The sequence below is a fragment of the Streptomyces sp. NPDC001231 genome, assembly GCF_042896885.1.
GTDB lineage: Bacteria > Actinomycetota > Actinomycetes > Streptomycetales > Streptomycetaceae > Streptomyces.
The window spans coordinates 1-12,694 of the sequence record NZ_JBIAXS010000022.1; the positions used below are offsets into that span (position 1 = coordinate 1).

The window sequence follows — 12,694 nt, forward strand, 5'->3', positions numbered from 1 at the left end:
GCGTCAGTAGCCGCTTAAGTCACTGGCATTGCGTCTAGGGCAGACGTCAAGCACCACCCGACGCCAACCCGTCAACCATCAACTGAGACTCGACACGCCACTTGGCGCTGCGTCTGGAGCCTGTCACGATCACACAGCTCGGAAATGTCGATGGGAACTGACAATGCCTGAAGCCTCTTCTTGAAGTGGCTGGTTCACGGCATGTGCCGACCTGGGTCCCATAGGGTGCCTGGCCGTGACGGTCTCTTCGGGTGGGTCGCCGTTGTGGCGCGACCGGCAGTTCGTCCTGCTCCTCTGCGCGCGGGTTATTTCCGTGCTGGGCAACGGCTTCGCCCGGGTGGCGCTGGCGTTCGCGGTGCTCGCTCTGCCGGGGGCGAGCGCGGGTCGGTTGTCGCTGGTGCTGGCCTGTCAAGCATTGCCGCAGCTGGTGTTCATTCTGGTGGGTGGGGTGATTGCGGACCGGATGTCACGGTCGAGGCTGATGGTCCTTGCCGACGCGCTGGGGGCCGCTGCATATGCGGGGCTGGCCGCGATGGTGTTGTCCGGTCATGCGCCACTTGTGGCATTGTGTCTGTTGGCCGTGGCGGCCGGAACGGCGACTGCCCTGCTCTCGCCAGCGATGGACGGCCTTGTGCCGTTGGTAGTGCCTGCGGACCGCTTGCAGCAGGCCAACGGGCTGTTGCGGATGGGCACTAACAGCTCTCTGCTGCTGGGCCTAGCGCTGTCCGGGGTGACCGTGGCGTTGATCGGGGCTGGCTGGGCGCTCGCCCTCAACGCGGCGTCCTTTGTTGCCAGTGCGGCACTGACCGCCCGGCTGCGGGTGGCCGCGCGGCCGCGCAAGAGATCGTCGGGCTGGGCCGATCTGCGGGAGGGCTGGCAAGAATTCGCTTCCCGGCAGTGGCTGTGGGTCGTGGTCGTGCAGTACTCGGTCGTGGTTGCCGCGCTTAATGCCAACGCCGGGGTCCTGGGCCCGCTGACGGCCGAGCAGCACCTGGGCGGAGCGCGGGCGTGGTCGGTCATCGTGGCCGCACAGGCCGTGGGCACCATCGCGGGCGCGGGACTTGCCGCCCGGGTGCGGGTGAACCGTCCCATTCTGGTGGCCGTGCTGTGCACCTTTCCGGCCGCCATACCGATCGCTCTGCTCAGTGCCGAGGCCCCGGTGTGGCTGATCGCCGCAGCCATGTTCGGCGCCGGTATCGCGGGGGATGTCTTCGGCGTGCTATGGGCCACCACCATCCAGCGGGAGATCCCGGAGCAGGTTCTGTCCCGGGTCAGCTCCTATGACTGGTTCGGATCCCTGGCCTTCGCTCCCCTCGGACTGCTTGTCGCTGGCCCCCTCGCCGCTGTCGTGGGCACCAGCCAAGCCCTGGCCGGCTGCGCGGCCCTGGTCATCCTGGCCACCATGGCGGCCCTGTTCTCACCTCAGGTACGTACTCTGCGTGCATCTGACGAGAAGCCTTCCGGCACGGCATCCTCACCGGAGGCTGCGGAGTATCAGGTCGGCGAGGAGACGGCAGGCTAAGACGCCGGACCAGTTGCTCGGGTGGCCTTGGCGCTGGCGAGGCAGTTGGACTCGGTGCCGGTTTCGATGATGTTCCCGCCCAAGGTGAGGCGGTCGATGATGGCCGCGAAGAGCCGCAGATCGGTGAACGTTTTGCCCCACGAGTTCGCCTACGCAGATGCGGCACTAGGCTGGGTTCACAGGTTCCAAGTGCTGAGCTTCCCCAGTGCTTCGGCGCGTTCCTCAATGATCTTCATGCGGGCACGCCGTTCGGCTTCGTGGTGGTGGGCATCCTGGGCGGTGCTCTGACCGGGCCACTTCCGGTAGAGGAGTCCGCATTCCTCGGTGAACCATCCGGTGCTGACGGCGTTCAGGGCCATCAATAGTCCGGTGTCCTCGGAGGCTGGGAGTGCCATCCAGCCGCCGAGTGCGGTAACCACGTCACGCCGTGCGCACAGTGTCGCCGGGTGCACCTGTGCCCTGTAGTTGTGTGTCCGCCACCGTTCCAGGACGGCGCCCTGAGTGATCGGCCCGGCTGGGGGGTCACCCTCGAAACCGACAGTTGATCCGTCCGGTAGCAGATCGAGGACGCGTGAGGTTGTCCAGGCGACTCCGCTCTGCGCGGTCAGGACCGTGATGTCTCGGAGTAGAGCCCCAGGGGTGAGCATGTCGTCGGCGTCCAGCACCTTGACCAGGTCGCCGCGGGCGCGGGCAAGTGCCATCGTGCGGGCCATGCCGGCGCGGCCGTGCCGCCCCTGGTCGAAGCTGATGCGGGAGTCCTCGGGGACGTGTGGGCGTACGTCCTCCGTCTCGCCGTCCTCCTGGATGAGCCATTCCCAGTCCCAACCGGGAGGCATTTCCTGCTGGGTGAGTGACGAGTAGGCGTCAGCGAGATACGGTGCGGCCGGTCCGTGTACGGGCGTGATCACCGAGACAAGGTGCGTCATGCGACCGTTCACCACCTTTCCAGTGGGGTTACGCACTTCACGGCGTAGCGGTCGCCAGGCAGGACTACGTCTGCCACCTCCACGATCCGGCCGTTGATGTCGTAGAGGGTTTTTCGGACGTCCATGACTGCGACACCTGGCATGAGTCCCAGTTCCTCGACCTCGTCAGATGTCGGCGGGCGGGCGGTCACGACCTCCTCGACCCGGTCGACTTCAACTCCCACGGTATGCAGCTGGTTCATGGTGCCGCCGGGCCACGGCTCCTGGCCCTCGTCGAGTAGGTCAGGGTTCTGCTCGACAAGCGCGTAGGGGATGTACGAGCGGGCCACGTTCAGCGGCTCGTCCTCGTCCACGCTGCGGGTGCGATACGTCCGCCTGAGTACGGCGGTGCCCGGATCGACGCCCAGTGCCGCGGCTAGGGCCTCTGAGGCTTCGATGCGCTCGTACTGGGCGTTGAACGCCAATTGGGTGATGGTGAGGCCGGTGTCCCGCTCGGTTGCGCCGGTGGTGCTGCGCTCCTTCAGGTCGGCGCGTGCACGGTCCTTCTCCCACTGGTGGCGGAGGTTGCTCCGCTCGGCGCGCTGGCGCTGCTTGCGTACGAAGTTGCCGAGACCGTGCTTCTTTTCGATCAGCCCCTCTGCCTGGAGCGCGCTCAGGGCCTGCCGCAGTGTGGGCAAGCTGACCTTGTACTTCGTGACAAGGGTCGTCTCCGCCGGCAGCCGGTCTCCAGGGACGTACTCGCCGGACTCGACGCGGCGGCGCAAATCCTCAGAAACCTTCTCGTATCGCTTCGCCATCTGCGGCCTCCTTGCTCCGACACACAGTCTAAGTCCTCTTGAGGACTTGACGAGTGGTGGGGGAGTCTGCATAGTCGTAGCAACTCCTAAAGAGGAGTTGAAGACTACAGCTCTGTAAGTGCTGACTGAGTCGGCCCGATGGAAGCGAGATTCAACGATGCGTCAGATCCCCGTCGACACCTCCGACGCCACCGCGATGGTTGCGCAGGCCCCGGAACCGAAGATCCGTGACCGCCGTACCGGTGAGGTCGCCACCGACACCGAGACCGGCGCGACCCTGATGACCGTGAGCGTGATGTTCGCCCTTCGCGGTGAGGTGGAGATCCTGAACATCACCGTGCCCGAGACCGGCATCTCCGGTGAGCTGCCGATGGGCACCCCGGTCGCGCTCACGGGGCTGATCGCCCGGCCGTGGGAGAACGAGTTCAACGGCCAGAAGCGCCACGGGATCGCCTTCCGCGCGGTCGCCGTCACCTCGCTGACCGCTGCGGCGTCGCAGGCAGCCTGATCATGACCGACTTCATGGTCGCTCTCGTGCTGGTCGTCGCCACCGCGGGTCTCCTGCGGTGGCGACGCCCCGCCTGGTACTGGCTGACCTTCGGGGTCACCCTCGCCACGCTGCGGGTCCTGCTCCGGTACGGCACGGTCATGGACGCCTGCGGCCTGACGGTCCCGCCCGCGCGTTGGCGCTTAACCCTGGCCCGGGTTGCCAACCGGCCCGTGCCAGGCCCTCGTGCTCCGCGCATTCTCCGGGTGCGGCCGACCCGGACGGGTCTGGTGCTGCGGCTCAAGCTCCGCCCCGGTCAGGACGCCTTCGACGTCGCTGCCTCCTGTGACCGGCTACGGCACTCGTTCGCCATGTACGGCGTCACCTCGCGTGAGCTGCGGTCGGGCGTGGTCGAGGTCCGTATGACCGGCTACGACGTGCTCAAGCGGGTGCAGATGCCGGCGCGGCTGGACACCCGGCCGATGCGGGTTCCGGTCGCCCTGCGCGAAGACGGCTCGGTCCACTATCGCGACTACCGGTCGATACCCCACGCGCTCACCCTTGGCGCCACGGAGTCCGGCAAGTCCGTCTACCAGCGCAACCTGGTGGCCGGGCTCGCCTCGCACCGGGTCGCCCTGGTCGGCATCGACTGCAAGCAAGGGGTGGAACTGTTCCCCCTGGCCCGGCGGTTCTCGGCGCTCGCCGACAACCCCGATACCGCCGCCGAACTCCTCGATGCGCTCGTGGCCCGGATGGAGGGCGTCTATCAACTCATCCGCGCCGAGCAGCGGATCAGCGTTGACGTGCCGGATGCGGAGATCGCGGCCGATATCTGGAGCCTGCCGGAAGAACTGCAGCCCGTGCCGATCGTGGTCCTGGTCGACGAGGTCGCAGAACTCGCCCTGTTCGCCAACAAGGAAGAGGAGAAGCGCCGGGACCGGATCATCACTGCGCTGGTCCGCCTCGCCCAGCTCGGCCGCGCCGCCGGCATTTACCTGGAGATCTGCGGGCAGCGCTTCGGCTCCGAACTCGGCAAGGGCATCACCATGCTCCGCGCCCAGCTCACCGGCCGCACCGCCCACCGCGTCAACGACGAAACCTCGGCGAACATGGCCTTCGGCGATATCGCCCCGGATGCCGTTCTGGCAGCGATCCAGATCCCCACCGACACCCCGGGCGTCGCCGTCACCGGCGATTCGACCGGCGGATGGGCTCGCATCCGTGCCCCGCACACCTCGCTCCGTCAGGCAGTCAACACCTGCAACCGGCACGCCGACCTGACCCCGGACCTGCCCGAACTCTCCCCGTTCCGGCCCGTGCTTCCCGGCACTCCCGCGATCCCGGTGCCGCTGTCCAAGACGGCCCTTGTCGCGACCTGACCACGCCCGTAGAAGGGAGATCCCACCATGTGCCCCGACTGCGATGACTTCGCCCGGACCGTGCTCCTCCTCGGGCAACTCGCCCTGTATGCCGACATGACCGGCGCCGACCTCGACTTCGTGGACGCCGTCAGCCCGTCCCTGGCTGCCTCGCTGCCCGAGCCGCCGCCCGGCACCTTCTCGCCCGGCTACGACCCTGAGGACGGCCCCGACTACCCCGGCGGAGACGCCTGATGGCCCCCCGCCCTGCCCTCCGGGTCGACGCGGTCCTCGTGCAGGCCGTCATCGCCGGCGCCCTGTCCTTTGCCCACCTGCACGACCTCGCCGCCGCGGCCGGTCAGGACGGCTGGAAAGCCTGGGCCTACCCGGTCAGCGTTGACCTGCTCCTGGTCGCCGCCTGGCGTCGGCTCCGCTCCGACGGGCCGTCCCGGCTGGCCTGGTGCTGGTTCGTGGTCGCGCTGTTCGCCTCGCTCGGCGCGAACGTCGCCACCGCCGGCTTCCTAGACCTGGCCGACCCGCCCGCCCTGCTCCGCCTCGGCATCGCCGGATGGCCCGCCCTCGCCTTCCTCGGCGGCACCCTCCTCGCCCACTCCGCTGGGGACCGGTCACCGGTTCCGCCGACGCCTGCCGCCCCGGACCCGGCCCCTGGGGCTGAGCCCGAGATCGAGCCGGAACCGGCCGCCGTCGCCGAGCCGGAACCGGCCCCGGTCACCCCGGTCGCCGACGACCCCGCCCCAGTCCTCCCGGCCGTCGCCCCGGCATCACTTCCGGCCCTGCCGGTCCCTGCCGCGCTCGTCGACCACGCCCGGAAGGTCGCCGCCGACCACCAGGCCCGAACTGGTGCCCAGATCGACACCGACACCCTGCGCGCCCGTCTCGGCGTCCCGGCCCAGCTCGCCGACACCATCGCCGCCCACCTCGCCTGACCGACAAGGAGAACAGCTCATGCCCTCCCGTGACTTCTTCCACTCCGTGATGCGCATCGGCCCGGTGCAGATCGGCACCCACCGCGACCGCACCGGTCAGACCAAGCACGCCGCCGTGTGCACCAACGACCGTTGCGGCTGGTCCTCGGACTACTCCAGCCAGTCCGCCGCGCAGCTCGCCGCCCGTACCCACCGCTGCCGCGTCAACTGACGGAGATCACCGACATGGACGTCCCGCTCTGGTTCGCCCTCCTCTGCGTCGGAGTCCTCGGCGTCAAGCTCATCCGCCCGCCCTGGTGGCTCGTCGCCGTGCTCCTCCTCGGCGGCTACCTCCTCGCAGACAGCCTCTTCGCCCCCGTCATCAACACCGCCGTCAAGTAACCCGAGAAAGGAGATCCGCTCATGCTCCGGCCCAAGCTCCCGACCATGCCGCAGCCGACCGGCATCGTGATACCGACCGCCGTCATCGAGCCGACTGCCGTCACCCCGGCCGCCCACATCCCGGCGGCTGCCCATGTCCCGCCGCCGGTCGCCTTCGCCACGGCGACACCGTCCCGCCCTGCCGTTCAGCTCACGCCCGGCACCGCGCTCGCCCTGGTCGGCGGCGGCACCGCCGCGGTCCTGGCCGTCGGCGCGGTCCTGGTCTCCATGCTCCTGGCCGTGGCCATCACGGGTGCCTCGGTCGCCGTCTGCGCCGTGGTTCTGCGCTCGCTGATCGGCTCGTCGCGCAAGCACCGCTGAGCGGCCCCCGGGGCGGTCTCAACCGCCAAGTCTCGTCCGCCCCGGGCGCCTTTCCACCCTCCAGATCCAACGGACCCGAAAGGGAAGCTCCATGATGCCCGACTGCGCCCCGTCGTCGCGACGGATCGTCCTCGCCCGTACCGGGCGGTGATCGCGTGAAGACCATCACCATCTCGGCCCACTTGGAGCCGGACACCACCAGCCGTGTGACCGTGTTCGACAGCACGCCCGACGGCGAGTGCTTCGTCAGCCTCCGTATCGGCGGCGAGCTGATCGACATCGCGCTCCTTGCCCAACCGGGCACCGCCGGTGCCCTGCGCGCTCTCGCCCGTGCCGCCGAGGAAGCTGCCTCCGCGCTCGACCTGATCACCGAGTCCGCCCCGGACGGTGCGGCGTGACCGACATCGCGACCTTCGCGGACCTGGACCCCATCACTCTCGGGGACATCCTCAGGGTGGCGGGGTCCCCCGGCTTCGACCGCTGGGAAGACCAGGTCCGCCGTACCGGCGGCTGCGCCGACCCGATCCACCTCCGCGGCTGGGTGCTCCACAAGGACAAGACCACCGGCGAGACCCTGCACCACTACTCCACCGAGGTTGAGCCGACCGGACGGCTCCGCGTCGCCTGCGGCAACCGCCGCGCCTCCCGCTGTCCGTCCTGCGCCTGGACGTACGCGGGCGACACGTACCACCTCATCCGTGCGGGCTTAGCTGGAGACGACCGCCGCGACATCCCCGCCACCGTTCGTGATCACCCCCGCGTCTTCGCCACTTTGACGGCACCCTCGTTCGGCGCAGTCCACAACCGGCCCGACCGGGGCGTATGCCGCTGCGGCACCCGTCACGTCGCCGATGATCCTGCCCTCGGCACCGCCCTCGACCCGAGCAGGTACGACTACGCGGGCGCCGTGCTGTTCAACAACCACGCCGGGCAACTCTGGCAGCGCTTCACCAACCGGCTCCGCCGGGAGATCGCTGCCCACGCCGGCATCACACAACGGGAGCTGAAAGAGTGCGCCCGGCTGTCCTACGGCAAGGTCGCTGAGTTCCAGAAGCGGGGCGCCGTGCACTTTCATGCAGTGATCCGCCTCGACGGATCGGACGGTCCCGGCACTCCACCACCGACCTGGGCCACGGTCGATCTCCTTGCCGACTCGATCCGGGCTGCTGCCGCGCACTCCTACACCTCGGTTTCCGTCCCGGCTGCCGCCGACGAACCCGCCCGCACGTTCCGCTGGGGCACCCAGCTCGACGTACGACCGGTCAAGGCGTTCGGGGACGGCTCCGAGATCACGGAACAGGCTGTCGCCTCCTACGTCGCCAAGTACGCCACCAAAGCCGCGGAGAACACCGGCACCCTCGACCGGCGCATCGGTGAGCTGTCCGAACTCGACCGCCACGATGTCCCCGACCACACCCGCCGCCTCGTCGCCGCCTGCAAGCTCCTCGACCCGCTCTACCCGGATCGGCGGCTGTGGGCCTGGGCGCACATGCTCGGCTTCCGCGGCCACTTCTCCTCGAAGTCACGCCGTTACTCGACCACCCTCGGCGCTCTCCGCCAGGCGCGTGCCGACTACCGCACCGCGCAGGAACGCGCTGCCCTCGGCCTGGACCACGTCGAGCCGGACACCGTCCTCGTCCTGGCTGACTGGCAGTACGCCGGCCACGGCCACACCCCCGGCGAATCCGCCCTCGCCGCGTCCATCGCCCGGGACCTCCAGCTCAACCGCGAAACCGCCCGTGAAGCCCTGCGAGACCAACTCGCCCAGGAAGGAGCCGCAGCATGACCACCGCTCCAGAACTGCTGACCGTGCCGGAAGTCATGGCGCGGCTGAAGGTCGGACGATCCAAGGTCTACGACTTGATCCGAACTCACCGGATTGCCTCGATCAAGATCGATGGCGCGAGGCGCGTGCCCGCTGACGCGGTACGCGAGTTCATCCAGGGCCAACTGGCAGAGGTCGCCTGATGAGCAAGCGTCGAAGCCGTGGGGACGGCGGCCTGCATTGGGACGAGAAGCGGCAACGGTGGATCGCCACGGCGAACCTCGGTTTTGATCCGAGCGGCAAGCGGATCGTCAAGCGGGGGAGTGGCAAGACCAAGACCGAGGCCAAGAACAAGCTCAAGGAGGTGCTGCGGGACCACGAAGACGGCCTTGCCATCGCGCCCACCAACTACACGGTCAAGGACGCCGTGACGGACTGGCTTGCGTACGGCCTGGTGGGCATCGACCCCACCACAGCCAAGACCTGCGCGATCCTGAGCCAGACGCACGTCATCCCGTCCCTGGGCGCTCGCAAGCTCCGCGACCTGAGTGCGGAGGACGTAGACCGCTGGCTCGCTGCCAAGGCAAAGACCCTCAGCACGCGCACCCTTCAGGCGGTCCACTCGTGCCTCAACCGTTCGGTCAAGCGGGCCATGGCCCGAGACAAGGTGAAGCGGAACGTCGTCGAGCTGTGCTCAGTGCCCCAGGGACAAACCGGGCGCCCCTCCAAGGCGCTCACCTTCGCTCAGGCTGAGGCCGTACTCAAGGGTGCCGAGGGGACCTCGATGTACGCGTACATCGTCGTAGCTCTGCTTACTGGTGCCCGTACCGAGGAACTGCGGGCGCTCACCTGGGACCACGTCTTCCTGAAGGGCAATCCGGACGCCGACCCGCCGCAGCCTCCGCACATCGCGGTGTGGCGCTCGGTCCGCCGGGGTGGAGACACCAAGACCCGGAAGTCGCGGCGAACGCTCGCTCTGCCGGCGCGCTGCGTCGAAGCTCTCTGGCAGCAATTCGAGGATCAGGGCTGGGACCGGCTCGCCGCTGACGAGAAGTGGGAGGAACACGGGCTCGTCTTCTCCTCGGCCGTGGGCAAGCCGCTCGACGCGGCCAACGTCCGCCGCGCCTTCCGCCAGGCACTCAAGGATGTCGACGGGATCAGTGCCGACGAGTGGACGCCCCGGGAGCTCCGGCACAGCTTCGTGTCTCTGCTCTCCGACCGTGGCGTCCCGCTGGAAGTGATCTCCCGGCTTGTCGGGCACTCCGGGACGGCCGTGACCGAGGAGGTCTACCGGAAGCAGATCCGGCCCGTGATCCAGACCGGCGCTGTGGTCATGGACGGGATCTTCGCCACCGATCCGCAGCGGCCCTAGTCACGCGGGAAGCGATAGTCACGCAGATATACACGCAGACGAAACAGGTCCCCCGTCTACTCACGTGAGTAAACGGGGGACCTGGTGTTTCTCTGTCGGGGTGGCGGGATTTGAACCCACGACCTCTTCGTCCCGAACGAAGCGCGCTGCCAAGCTGCGCCACACCCCGATGTCGCTGCTTGCCGCGGCGACGACGTTTACTTTAGCCCACTGGTGGCCAGAGGCGAAATCCGGTTTTGGCACGGCGGCGGATCGGGTTCGGGCGGGTGTGGTCGACGGCTACGAGCAGGAGGGCCAGGGCGTAGAAGGCGAGGCCCAGGAGGAGGGCGTTGGCGAGGACGTGCTTGTAGCCGTGCTGGGAGACGTCCAGGAAGGGGTGGAGGTAGCGGTCGGGGGCGTCGGCGGGGAGCAGTTCGCCGCGGGTGAGGGAGAAGGCCAGGTAGGCCAGCGGGTAGAGCAGCCACGGTGCGGCCTGGCGCAGGTGGAGGTGGTCGGGCGCGGTGAGCAGGAGCCAGTCCAGGAGGGCGGCGGTCGGCGCCGCCGTCAGCAGGATCACGGTGGCCGTCTTCTGCCAGAGCGGGTGGGTGCCGGGTTCGCCCGTGATCGAGAACGCCGGCGATGCGCGGGCCAGGAGCCCGTGGTGCACGAGGGCCGTGATCAGGGCGTAGAGCACGGTCGCTCCGGTCAGCGAGGCCGGCAGGGGCTGGCGGGCCGCCCGGGCCCGGCGGGCCGAGAGGAAGAGGACCAGGGCCAGGAGGATGTTGCTCTGGATCGCGAACACACTCAGGACGCGGGCCGGGGAGCCGAGGTGCAGTTCCACGGCCACCGCGGCCGTGATCGCCGCGGCCGTGAGGAGACGGAAGGCCGCCGCCCCGGGGTGGCGGGTGGGCGCCATGACGGCGGTCGGGGGGACGAAGGAGGGGGGCATCAGTCTGACGATGCCCGGGATCGCGGGAAGCTCCGGTATGTCCCGAGGCATGAAAGGCGTCGGAGGTATCTCCGGCACGTCGGGCAGTTCGGGGGTCTCGGCGGCCATGCCCTCACGGTAGGGAGGGTGGGCAAAGGGGGCGATTCGGGTAGTCCGTGTGGGTTACGGATTGCCGTGCGGTGAGAGACCGTCGCCGCCCGCCGTCGCCGCCCCCGGGCCCGTACCGCTACCGCGTCACTCCCGCCCCACCAGCGTCAGCAGCGTCGCCTCCGGCGGGCAGGCGAAGCGGACCGGGGTGTAGCGGTTGGTGCCGCAGCCGGCGGAGACGTGCAGGTAGGACGTGCGGCCCTCGGCGGTGTGGGTGGACAGGCCCTTCACCCGGTCGGTGTCCAGGTCGCAGTTGGTGACCAGGGCGCCGTAGAAGGGGATGCAGAGCTGGCCGCCGTGGGTGTGGCCGGCCAGGACCAGGGGGTAGTCGTCGGCCGTGAAGGCGTCCAGGACGCGCAGGTACGGGGCGTGCACCACGCCCATCGAGAAGTCCGCCGCGGTGGACGGGCCGCCCGCCACCCTGGCGTAGCGGTCCCGCTTGATGTGCGGATCGTCCAGGCCCGTCAGCTCCACCGAGAGGCCCTCGAGCTTCAGGGTGCCGCGCGTGTTCGTCAGGTTGAGCCAGCCGGCCGCGTCGAAGCCGTCCCGCAGGTCCTCCCACGGGTTGTGGATCACTCCGACGGCGGGCGCGTTGCCGTTCAGGCCGTGCCGGCCGCTGGCCTTCTCCAGCAGGTAGCGGGCGGGGTTGCGCAGCTTGGGGCCGTAGTAGTCGTTGGAGCCGAAGACGTACGCCCCCGGGAACTCCATCAGCGGGCCGAGGGCGTCGAGAACCTCCGGCACGCCTTCCGGGTCGGACAGGTTGTCGCCCGTGTTGATCACGAAGTCGGGGCGCAGCCCGGCGAGCGAGCGCAGCCAGCGCTGCTTCTTGTGCTGGCCGCCGACCATGTGGATGTCGGAGACCTGAAGGACGCGCAGGGGGCGCATGCCGGAGGGCAGGACCGGGACCGTCACCCGCCTCAGGCGGAAGGAGCGGGCTTCGAACCCCGCCGAGTAGAGGAGACCGGCGGCCGCGACCGCCGTGATGCCCAGGGGTACTCCGTATCGCGCGCGCATGTGTCCATCGTCTCAGGCCCATGCCGTGCGGCGGAAATCGCCCGTGGGCTGCCACGGCGCCAACGCGCGGGCTCCGCCAGGGGGTCGGCGTACCGCCGTGCTCCGTAAATCGGCGCGCGGGAGCCTTGCCGTACCTGCGACAATCAACCTCATGACCACGCTCAAGTCGAAGCTGCACGATGACCTCAACGCCGCGATCAAGGAGCGTGACGAGCTGCGCTCCTCGACGCTCCGGCTGACGCTCGCCGCGATCACCAAGGAGGAGGTCGCGGGCAAGGAGAAGCGTGAGCTCTCCGACGACGAGGTCCTCAAGGTGATCACCAAGGAGGCCAAGAAGCGCCGGGAGGCGGCCGAGGCCTTCGCGCAGGGTGGTCGCGCCGAGTCGGCCGAGCGGGAGAAGGCGGAGGGCGAGCTGCTCGCCACGTACCTGCCCAAGCAGCTGTCCGACGAGGAGCTGGACCGGATCGTCGCCCAGGCCGTGGAGGAGGCGAAGGCCGCCGGTGCGGAGGGGCCGCGGGCCATGGGCGCGATCATGAAGATCGTGAACCCCAAGGTCGCGGGCCAGGCCGAGGGCGGCCGTGTCGCCGCCGCGGTCAAGAAGCTCCTGGCCGGCTGACCCGGCCGGTCCTCGGGGATGGACCCGGGTACGTACGACGAAGGGGCGCCGGCCATCCGCCGGCGCCCCTTCGC

Annotated in this window: 17 protein-coding genes and 1 tRNA gene; 13 read left to right on the forward strand and 5 right to left on the reverse strand. The window is 69.2% G+C overall.

Going from position 1 to position 12,694, the window contains the following annotated elements:
* The first annotated feature begins 235 nt into the window (after positions 1 to 235).
* The gene (locus ACFY3J_RS25130) at positions 236 to 1,522 is read left to right on the forward strand and encodes an MFS transporter (RefSeq protein WP_390841783.1); all 1,287 of its coding nucleotides are present in this window, start codon (positions 236 to 238) and stop codon (positions 1,520 to 1,522) included.
* 176 nt (positions 1,523 to 1,698) lie between these two features.
* Here ACFY3J_RS25130 and ACFY3J_RS25135 read toward each other — a convergent pair whose 3' ends face one another.
* Positions 1,699 to 2,448 carry a glycosyltransferase family 2 protein gene (locus ACFY3J_RS25135; RefSeq protein WP_390841784.1) on the reverse strand — a complete coding sequence of 250 codons (750 nt, stop codon included), beginning with the start codon at positions 2,446 to 2,448 and terminating at the stop codon, positions 1,699 to 1,701.
* An 8-nt stretch (positions 2,449 to 2,456) separates the two neighbouring features.
* Entirely contained in the window at positions 2,457 to 3,245 is a 789-nt protein-coding gene (locus tag ACFY3J_RS25140; protein WP_141360770.1) for a GntR family transcriptional regulator, read from the reverse strand.
* A 157-nt stretch (positions 3,246 to 3,402) separates the two neighbouring features.
* Here ACFY3J_RS25140 and ACFY3J_RS25145 point away from each other — a divergent pair, with 157 nt between their 5' ends.
* The 11 genes from ACFY3J_RS25145 to ACFY3J_RS25195 all read left to right on the forward strand — a co-directional run bounded on the left by ACFY3J_RS25145 (position 3,403) and on the right by ACFY3J_RS25195 (position 9,915).
* Complete coding sequence (locus ACFY3J_RS25145) at positions 3,403 to 3,753, forward strand: hypothetical protein (RefSeq protein ID WP_141360772.1); 351 nt, start codon at positions 3,403 to 3,405, stop codon at positions 3,751 to 3,753.
* Between the two features lie 2 nt (positions 3,754 to 3,755).
* Positions 3,756 to 5,111 carry an FtsK/SpoIIIE domain-containing protein gene (locus tag ACFY3J_RS25150; protein ID WP_390841785.1) on the forward strand — a complete coding sequence of 452 codons (1,356 nt, stop codon included), beginning with the start codon at positions 3,756 to 3,758 and terminating at the stop codon, positions 5,109 to 5,111.
* Positions 5,112 to 5,138: 27 nt separating this feature from the next.
* Positions 5,139 to 5,345, forward strand: coding sequence for a hypothetical protein (locus ACFY3J_RS25155; protein WP_376654696.1), 207 nt, complete (start codon positions 5,139 to 5,141; stop codon positions 5,343 to 5,345).
* The gene (locus tag ACFY3J_RS25160; protein WP_385941613.1) at positions 5,345 to 6,037 is read left to right on the forward strand and encodes a DUF2637 domain-containing protein; all 693 of its coding nucleotides are present in this window, start codon (positions 5,345 to 5,347) and stop codon (positions 6,035 to 6,037) included. The genes ACFY3J_RS25155 and ACFY3J_RS25160 overlap by 1 nt, the downstream gene beginning before the upstream one ends.
* A 19-nt stretch (positions 6,038 to 6,056) precedes the next feature.
* Positions 6,057 to 6,248: a mobile element transfer protein gene (locus ACFY3J_RS25165; protein WP_141360780.1), complete on the forward strand. Its 192-nt coding sequence runs from the start codon at positions 6,057 to 6,059 to the stop codon at positions 6,246 to 6,248.
* 14 nt (positions 6,249 to 6,262) lie between these two features.
* Entirely contained in the window at positions 6,263 to 6,418 is a 156-nt protein-coding gene (locus ACFY3J_RS25170; protein WP_141360782.1) for a hypothetical protein, read from the forward strand.
* 21 nt (positions 6,419 to 6,439) lie between these two features.
* Entirely contained in the window at positions 6,440 to 6,778 is a 339-nt protein-coding gene (locus ACFY3J_RS25175) for a SpdD-like protein (RefSeq protein ID WP_383055794.1), read from the forward strand.
* Positions 6,779 to 6,933: 155 nt separating this feature from the next.
* The gene (locus tag ACFY3J_RS25180) at positions 6,934 to 7,176 is read left to right on the forward strand and encodes a hypothetical protein (protein WP_390841786.1); all 243 of its coding nucleotides are present in this window, start codon (positions 6,934 to 6,936) and stop codon (positions 7,174 to 7,176) included.
* Complete coding sequence (repSA, locus tag ACFY3J_RS25185) at positions 7,173 to 8,564, forward strand: replication initiator protein RepSA (RefSeq protein WP_390841787.1); 1,392 nt, start codon at positions 7,173 to 7,175, stop codon at positions 8,562 to 8,564. The genes ACFY3J_RS25180 and repSA overlap by 4 nt, the downstream gene beginning before the upstream one ends.
* The gene (locus ACFY3J_RS25190; RefSeq protein ID WP_390841788.1) at positions 8,561 to 8,746 is read left to right on the forward strand and encodes a helix-turn-helix domain-containing protein; all 186 of its coding nucleotides are present in this window, start codon (positions 8,561 to 8,563) and stop codon (positions 8,744 to 8,746) included. Before repSA ends, ACFY3J_RS25190 begins: the two co-directional genes overlap by 4 nt.
* Entirely contained in the window at positions 8,746 to 9,915 is a 1,170-nt protein-coding gene (locus tag ACFY3J_RS25195) for a tyrosine-type recombinase/integrase (RefSeq protein WP_390841789.1), read from the forward strand. Before ACFY3J_RS25190 ends, ACFY3J_RS25195 begins: the two co-directional genes overlap by 1 nt.
* 95 nt (positions 9,916 to 10,010) lie before the next feature.
* On the opposite strand, the gene ACFY3J_RS25200 is transcribed toward ACFY3J_RS25195, so the two are convergent.
* The 3 genes from ACFY3J_RS25200 to ACFY3J_RS25210 form a co-directional block, all read right to left on the reverse strand.
* A tRNA-Pro gene (locus ACFY3J_RS25200) sits at positions 10,011 to 10,084 on the reverse strand.
* Between the two features lie 33 nt (positions 10,085 to 10,117).
* Complete coding sequence (locus tag ACFY3J_RS25205) at positions 10,118 to 10,951, reverse strand: Pr6Pr family membrane protein (protein ID WP_384174830.1); 834 nt, start codon at positions 10,949 to 10,951, stop codon at positions 10,118 to 10,120.
* Between the two features lie 126 nt (positions 10,952 to 11,077).
* A complete protein-coding gene (locus ACFY3J_RS25210) occupies positions 11,078 to 12,004 on the reverse strand; it encodes a metallophosphoesterase (protein WP_390841790.1) in 927 nt (308 codons plus the stop codon).
* 151 nt (positions 12,005 to 12,155) lie between these two features.
* Here ACFY3J_RS25210 and ACFY3J_RS25215 point away from each other — a divergent pair, with 151 nt between their 5' ends.
* A complete protein-coding gene (locus ACFY3J_RS25215; RefSeq protein WP_384174834.1) occupies positions 12,156 to 12,620 on the forward strand; it encodes a GatB/YqeY domain-containing protein in 465 nt (154 codons plus the stop codon).
* The last annotated feature ends 74 nt before the right edge of the window (positions 12,621 to 12,694 follow it).